The organism is Mycobacterium parascrofulaceum ATCC BAA-614 (assembly GCF_000164135.1).
GTDB classification, from domain to species: Bacteria; Actinomycetota; Actinomycetes; order Mycobacteriales; family Mycobacteriaceae; genus Mycobacterium; species Mycobacterium parascrofulaceum.
Window position 1 is genome coordinate 365953 of record NZ_GG770555.1, and the last position, 6667, is coordinate 372619.

Consider the following 6667-nt stretch of genomic DNA (forward strand, 5'->3'; position numbering starts at 1 on the left):
AGCGCCCATGACCGACCAACTCTTCTACGAGGACGTCGAGGTGGGCCACCGGCTGCCCGAGCTCACCGTGACCGTCGACGAAAAGCAGCTGTTCTTCTTCAGCGCCGCCACCTACAACGGCCATCGCATCCACTACGACAAGGACTGGGCCCGCACGGTCGAAGGGTACGACGACGTGCTGGTGCACGGTCCGCTGCAGGCGGCGCTGCTCGGCCGGGCCATCGGGGACTGGGTCGGCGGGCGCGGCCGGCTGGTGTCCTTCTCCGTCCAGAACCGCGCGGTCGCCCATCCCGGCCAGCCGTTGAGCTTCGGCGGCACGATCACCGCCAAGCGGCTCTCGGACGAAGGCGCCGGGCTGGTCGACCTCGACGTCGCCGGGCGCCGCGGGGAGACGGTGCTGATGCCCGGCACCGCGACCGTCGAGCTGCCGCGACGGGGAACGCCTCGCGAGGCCGATCGGTGACCGGGCTGCGCGGCGAGGCCGCGATCGTCGGCATCGCCGAGTTGCCGGCGCAGCGGCGCCCCACCGGGCCGCCGCTGTTCACCCTGGACCAGTACGCGGTGCTTGCGAAGGCGGTGATCGAGGACGCGGGCGTCGACCCCGCGCGCGTCAACGGCCTGCTGACCCACGGCATCGCCGAGTCGGCGATGTTCGCACCGGCCACGCTGTGCGAATACCTCGGTCTGGCACTGGATTTCGGTGAGCGGGTGGATCTCGGCGGCGCCACCGCGGCGGGCATGATCTGGCGGGCCGCGGCCGCGGTGGAGCTCGGCATCTGCGACGCGGTGCTGGCCGTGGTCCCCGGCTCGGCGTCGCAGCCGCAGTCCGAGAAGCGGCCCCCGCCCGCGCCGAATTGGTATGGGGCGTCGTCGAACAACTACGGGTCGCCGCAGGCCGAATTCGAGATCCCGTACGGCAACGTCGGCCAGAACGCCCCGTACGCGCAGATCGCGCAGCGCTACGCCGCCGAGTTCGGCTACGACCCCGCCGCGGTGGCCAAGATCGCGGTCGACCAGCGCACCAACGCGTGCGCCCACCCCGGCGCGGTGTTCCACGGCACGCCGATCACGGTGGACGACGTCCTCGCCAGCCCGATGATCGCCGACCCCATCCACATGCTGGAGACCGTGATGCGGGTGCACGGGGGAGCGGGCGTCCTGATCGCCAACGCCGACCTCGCCCGGCGCGGGCGCCACCGTCCGGTGTGGATCAAGGGGTTCGGCGAACACATCGCGTTCAAGACCCCCACCTACGCCGAGGACCTGCTGCGCACCCCGATCTCCCGCGCCGCCGACAGGGCGTTCGCGATGGCGCGGCTGGACCGGTCGGAGGTGGACATGGCGTCGATCTACGACTGCTACACCATCACCGTGCTGATGAGCCTCGAGGACGCCGGCTTCTGCGACAAGGGCCGCGGGATGTCGTGGATCGCCGGGCACGACCTGACCCACCGCGGCGACTTTCCGCTCAACACGGCCGGCGGCCAGCTGTCCTTCGGGCAGGCCGGCATGGCCGGCGGCATGCACCACGTCATCGACGGGGCGCGACAGGTCATGGGCCGGGCGGGCGCCGCCCAGGTGCCCGACTGCCACACCGCGTTCGTCACCGGCAACGGCGGCATCATGAGCGAGCAGGTCGCGCTGCTGATGCGGGGCGACTAGCGATGGGCATCCCGGTTCCCGAGCCCACGCCGGTGTCGCGGCCCTTCTGGGACGGCCTGGCTCAGCACCGCATCCTGGTGCAGTACTCGCCGTCGTTGGGGCGCTACGTGTTCTACCCGCGGACCCTCGCCCCGGGGACACTGGCCGACGATCTGCAGTGGCGCGAAATCGACGGCGCCGGAGCGCTGTACACGTACACGGTCGCCCGCCGGCCCACCGGGCCGCCCTGGGCGGATGCGCTGCCGCAGCTGCCCGCCGTCGTGCAGTGGGACGCCGGACCGAAGTTCAGCACCGAGTTGGTCGACGTCGATCCCGCCCACATCCATATCGGCATGCGGGTCGAGCCGGTGTTCTACGATCTGCCCGAAGACGGAATCACCCTCTTGAAGTACCGGCCGGCGTGAGCGGCCCACCGACGCGGGCGGAGGCGTCACATGGACGACCCCTTTGACGGCGTCCGGGCGTTGCTGCGCGAGTTGGACGCGGGGTTCCCGCGCGTGGAGACCATGACGGCCGCCCAGGCCCGCGCCGCCGTCGCCGAGCGGCGCCAGCCCGTCACCAACATCGACGACGTCCGCCGCACCGAAGACCGCACGATCCCGGGCCCCGGGGGCGACATTCCCGCCCGGGTCTACCACCCGCACGGCGAGCCGCGCGGCGACCGCCCGGCGGTCGTGTTCTGCCACGGCGGCGGATTCGTGTTGTGCGACATCGAATCCCACGACGGCTTCTGCCGCGCCCTGGCCCGCGGCACCGGGGCCGTCGTCGTGTCGATCGGCTACCGCCTCGCGCCCGAACACCCGGCCCCGGCGGCCGCGCTGGACGCCTTCGCGGCGTTCCGCTGGGTGGTCGACCACGCGCCCGGGCTCGGCATCGACCCGGCGCGGACCGCGATCGCCGGCGACAGCGCCGGCGGCAACCTCGCCGCGGTGACCGCCATCCTGTGTCGGGACCGGGGCGCCGCCCGGCCCGCCGCGCAGCTCCTGATCTACCCGGTCATCGAGCCGGCGTTCGACACCGACAGCTACCGGCGCTGCGCCACCGGCTACTTTCTCACGCGCGCCGCCATGCGCTGGTATTGGGCCCAATACGTCGGCGCGCAAACGGTTTTCGACCCCCCGCACCTGGTGGCGCCGGCCCGCGCGGCGTCGCACGCCGACCTGCCGCCGGCCGTCATCGTCACCGCCGGCCTCGATCCCCTGCACAACGAGGGCCGCGACTACGCGCGCCGGCTGCGCGACGCGGGGACGCGCGTGGTGCACCGCGACTTTCCGGGCCTGTTTCACGGCTTCCTGACCATCCCGTCGTTTCCCCCGGCGGTCTCGGCGCGCGACCTCATCTGCGCCGACCTGCGGGAGCTACTGCACCCCACCCTCTGTGAGTCGACATGATCCCGAAGATGGAAGCCGACGTGATCGTTATCGGCGCGGGCTTCGCGGGGCTCTACGCCGTGCACCGGGCCGCGTCGGCGGGGCTGTCGGTGCTCGGGCTGGAGGCGGCGCCCGACGTGGGCGGGACCTGGTACTGGAACCGGTACCCGGGGGCGCGGTGCGACGTCGAAAGCGTCGACTACTCCTACTCGTTCGACGAGGGACTGCAGCAGAGCTGGACGTGGAGCGAACGCTTCGCCGCGCAACCGGAGATCCTCGCCTACCTGGGCCACGTCGCCGATCGGTTCGATCTGCGCCGCCACTACCGATTCGGGGTCGACGTCGTCGGCGCCGCATTCGGCCAGGGCGGGTGGCGGGTCCGAACCAAAGACGGCCAGACCTACGCCGCGCCGTTCCTCATCTGCGCGACGGGTTGCCTGTCGGCGGTGAACCGCCCCGACATCCCCGGCGTCGACGACTTCGCGGGCGAGGCATACTTCACCGCCGCGTGGCCGCGCGAGGACCCCGACCTGCGCGGCAAGCGGGTCGGCTTGATCGGCACGGGAAGCTCCGGCATCCAGGCGGTTCCGATCGTCGCCGCGCAGGCGGACCGGCTGGTGGTGTTCCAGCGGTCGGCGAACTACAGCATCCCGATGCCCAACCGCCCCTGGACACCGGAGGAGCAACGACAGATCCGGGAGCAATACCCCGAGCGCCGCCGCGCCTCGGCTTACGCGGCGGCGGGCACCCCGCACGGCACGTACCACAAGAAGGCGGTCGACACCGATCCGCGGGAGCGCGCCGAGGCGCTGTGGCGGCGCTGGCGCGAGGGCGGCGTCCTGTTCGCGAAGACCTTCCCCGACCAGAACTCCGACCTCGCCGCCAACCACATCGCGCGCGAATTCGCCGAGGAACGCATCCGCGAGATCGTCGCCGATCCCGTTGTGGCCGCCGACCTCATCCCGGTCGACCACCCGATCGGGACGAAGCGGATCTGCACCGACGGCGGCTATTACGCCGCGTTCAACCGCGACAACGTCACGCTGGTGAACCTGCGCCGCGAGCCGATCGAAGCGATCACCGCCGGGGGTGTGCGCACCGGCGCCGCGACCTACCCCTGCGATGTGCTCATCTTCGCCACCGGCTTCGACGCGCTGACTGGCGCGCTGACCCGCATCGACCCGGCGGGACCCGGGGGAGTGCGGCTGCGTGACATCTGGGCCGACGGCCCCGTGACCTTTCTCGGCCTGATGGTGCCCGGGCTGCCGAACATGTTCACCATCAGCGGCCCCGGCAGCCCGTCGGTGCTCGCCAACATGGTGCTGCACGCCGAGGTGCAGGTCGACTGGGTCATCGACCTGATCTTGACGGCCCGCCGCCTCGGGGTGACGGAGGTGGAACCGCGCCGCGACGCCGCCGACGCGTGGACCGACCACGTGGCGACGGCCGCCGAGCGGACGCTCTTCCCGAAGGCGGCCTCGTCGTGGTACCTGGGCGCCAACATCGCGGGCAAGAAGCGCGTCTTCATGCCCTACGCCGGAGGGTTCGGCACCTACCGGCGGCACTGCGATGAGGTGGCCCGCCAGGACTACGCCGGGCTGGTGCTGACGACCCGATGATCGAAACCGTTCAGCAGCTGCTGCGGCGGCGCCGTGACGACGACACCCCGGCGCTGGCCTCCGGTGAGCGCACGTGGACCTGGCGGGAACACCTCGCGGAGGCCGAGGCGGAGGCCGCCGCGCTGATCGCCCTCGCCGACCCCGCCCGGCCACTACACGTCGGGGCGCTGCTGCCCAACTCCCCGGCGATGCTGCGCGCCATGGCCGCGGCCGCGCTGGGCGGGTACGTGCTGTGCGGGATCAACACGACGCGGCGGGGGGCCGGGCTGCTGGCCGACATCCGGCGGTCCGACTGCCAGCTGCTGCTCGTCGATCCCGAGCACCGCGAACTGCTGGATGGCCTGGACCTCAACGGGATTCAGATCCTCGACGTGACCGGCGGGCGTTACGCCGACCTGGTGGCCGCCGCGCCGCCCCTAGTTCCGCATCGCGAGGTAGCCGGCGGCGACACGCTGATGATGATCTTCACCTCCGGCACCAGCGGTGACCCGAAGGTCGTCCGCCTCGCCCACGCGATGGCGGTCATGTGCGGCGCCAGCCTGATCTTCCAGTACGACGTGACCGCCGCCGACGTCTGCTACCTGTCCATGCCGCTGTTCCACTCCAACGGTGTCGCCGCCGGGTGGGCGGTCGCGATCGGCGCCGGCGCCACCATGGTCCCGGCCCGGTTCTCGCCGTCACGGTTCCTGGACGACGTGCGTCGCCACCGCGTGACCTACCTCAACTATGTGGGCAAGCCCCTGGCGTTGATCCTGTCCACCCCCGAGCGTCCCGACGATGCGGACAACACGCTGCGGGTGGCGTTCGGCAACGAGGCGACCGACCGCGACATCGCCGAATTCGCAAGGCGTTTCGATTGCCGGGTGGTGGACAGCTTCGGTTCCAGCGAGTTCGCCGTGATCGTCGTCCGCGAGGACGGCACCCCGCCCGGATCGATCGGCAGACCATATCCGGGCGTAAGCATCTACAACTCGACCACGCTGCGGGAGTGCGCCGTCGCGGAATTCGACGAACACGGGGCGCTGACCAACTTCGACGACGCGGTCGGCGAGCTCGTCAACACCCAGGGCGCGGGCCCGTTCGTCGGCTACTACAACGATCCCGCCGCCACCGCGCAGCGGATGCGGCACGGCATGTACTGGTCGGGCGACCTGGCCTACCGCGACGCCGACGGCTGGATCTACCTGGCGGGCCGCACCGCGGACTGGATGCGGGTGGACGGCGAGAACCTGGCCGCGGGGCCGATCGAGCGGATCCTGGAACGCCTGCCCGGCGTCAGCCAGGTCGCCGTCTACGCGGTGCCCGACGACCGCGTCGGCGACCAGGTGATGGCCGCGCTGGTGCTGCGGGACGGGGCACGCCTGACGCCCGACGGGTTCGCCAAGTTCCTTGCGGCACAACCGGACCTGTCGCCCAAGGCCTGGCCGCGGCATGTGCGCATCAACGCGGACCTGCCCACCACCGCGACGAACAAGATCCTCAAGCGCGCGCTGATGGCCGCCGGCGTCAGCGCCGGGGGCGGGGTGTTGTGGACCCGGCCGGCGCGTGGCACCGCCTACCGTCAAGCGGTGGAAGCCCGCGCCACGAACTAGGTGGCCGCCTCCTGGGGCGCTTCCCCGAATCGGGCCAGCACCAGCGTCGCCGAGACGGCCACCGCGAAGCCGGCCACCACCAGCCAGCCGAGGCCGTCGCGCGCGCTGTCGCCCAGCCACACCACCCCGGCGAACGCGGGCGCGATGGTTTCGCCGACGACCATGCCGGCCACCGCCGTGGTCACCGATCCGCGGTGCAGCGCGGAGGTGAGCAGCAGGAAGCCGGCGGCCCCGCCCGCGGCCGCCGCGTAGAGCGCCGGATTGGCATAGAAGGCGCGTTTGGTCGGATCGATCACATCGATCAGCCGGACGCCCACCTCGATGACCCCGAACCCGGTCCCGGCCGCCAGCCCCAACGCCAGTGCGCGCGGCCGGTCCGGCAACCGGCCCGCGGCGGCGCCGCCGACGAATATCGCGGCCGCCA

6 protein-coding genes and 1 pseudogene are annotated in these 6667 nt (G+C 72.0%); 6 read left to right on the forward strand and 1 reads right to left on the reverse strand.

Going from position 1 to position 6667, the window contains the following annotated elements; all coding sequences use genetic code 11:
- Positions 1-7: 7 nt before the first annotated feature.
- From HMPREF0591_RS17215 to fadD1, 6 genes are read left to right on the forward strand one after another with little or no spacing between them, the layout of a single operon-like run.
- Positions 8-463, forward strand: coding sequence for a hotdog family protein (locus HMPREF0591_RS17215; RefSeq protein WP_007169900.1), 456 nt, complete (start codon positions 8-10; stop codon positions 461-463).
- On the forward strand, positions 460-1662 hold the full coding sequence (locus HMPREF0591_RS17220) for a thiolase family protein (RefSeq protein WP_007169901.1): 1203 nt from the start codon (positions 460-462) through the stop codon (positions 1660-1662). Before HMPREF0591_RS17215 ends, HMPREF0591_RS17220 begins: the two co-directional genes overlap by 4 nt.
- A gap of 2 nt (positions 1663-1664) precedes the next feature.
- A complete protein-coding gene (locus HMPREF0591_RS17225; protein WP_007169902.1) occupies positions 1665-2066 on the forward strand; it encodes a Zn-ribbon domain-containing OB-fold protein in 402 nt (133 codons plus the stop codon).
- A 30-nt stretch (positions 2067-2096) separates the two neighbouring features.
- Positions 2097-3053, forward strand: coding sequence for an alpha/beta hydrolase (locus tag HMPREF0591_RS17230; RefSeq protein ID WP_007169903.1), 957 nt, complete (start codon positions 2097-2099; stop codon positions 3051-3053).
- A gap of 8 nt (positions 3054-3061) precedes the next feature.
- A complete protein-coding gene (locus tag HMPREF0591_RS17235) occupies positions 3062-4651 on the forward strand; it encodes a flavin-containing monooxygenase (RefSeq protein ID WP_244268939.1) in 1590 nt (529 codons plus the stop codon).
- Complete coding sequence (gene fadD1, locus HMPREF0591_RS17240; protein ID WP_007169905.1) at positions 4648-6243, forward strand: fatty-acid--CoA ligase FadD1; 1596 nt, start codon at positions 4648-4650, stop codon at positions 6241-6243. Before HMPREF0591_RS17235 ends, fadD1 begins: the two co-directional genes overlap by 4 nt.
- On the opposite strand, the pseudogene HMPREF0591_RS17245 reads toward fadD1, so the two are convergent.
- Positions 6240-6667 (reverse strand): annotated as a pseudogene (locus HMPREF0591_RS17245) (hypothetical protein); the annotation flags it as partial. The gene fadD1 and the pseudogene HMPREF0591_RS17245 sit on opposite strands and share 4 nt — an antisense overlap.

What these genes read in the sequence shown, in the direction of transcription:
- HMPREF0591_RS17215 (WP_007169900.1), top strand. Translation starts at nt 8, where the DNA reads ATGACCGACCAACTCTTCTACGAGGACGTCGAGGTGGGCCACCGGCTG.
- HMPREF0591_RS17225 (WP_007169902.1), top strand. Translation starts at nt 1,665, where the DNA reads ATGGGCATCCCGGTTCCCGAGCCCACGCCGGTGTCGCGGCCCTTCTGG.
- fadD1 (WP_007169905.1), top strand. Translation starts at nt 4,648, where the DNA reads ATGATCGAAACCGTTCAGCAGCTGCTGCGGCGGCGCCGTGACGACGAC.
- HMPREF0591_RS17230 (WP_007169903.1), top strand. Translation starts at nt 2,097, where the DNA reads ATGGACGACCCCTTTGACGGCGTCCGGGCGTTGCTGCGCGAGTTGGAC.
- HMPREF0591_RS17235 (WP_244268939.1), top strand. Translation starts at nt 3,062, where the DNA reads ATGGAAGCCGACGTGATCGTTATCGGCGCGGGCTTCGCGGGGCTCTAC.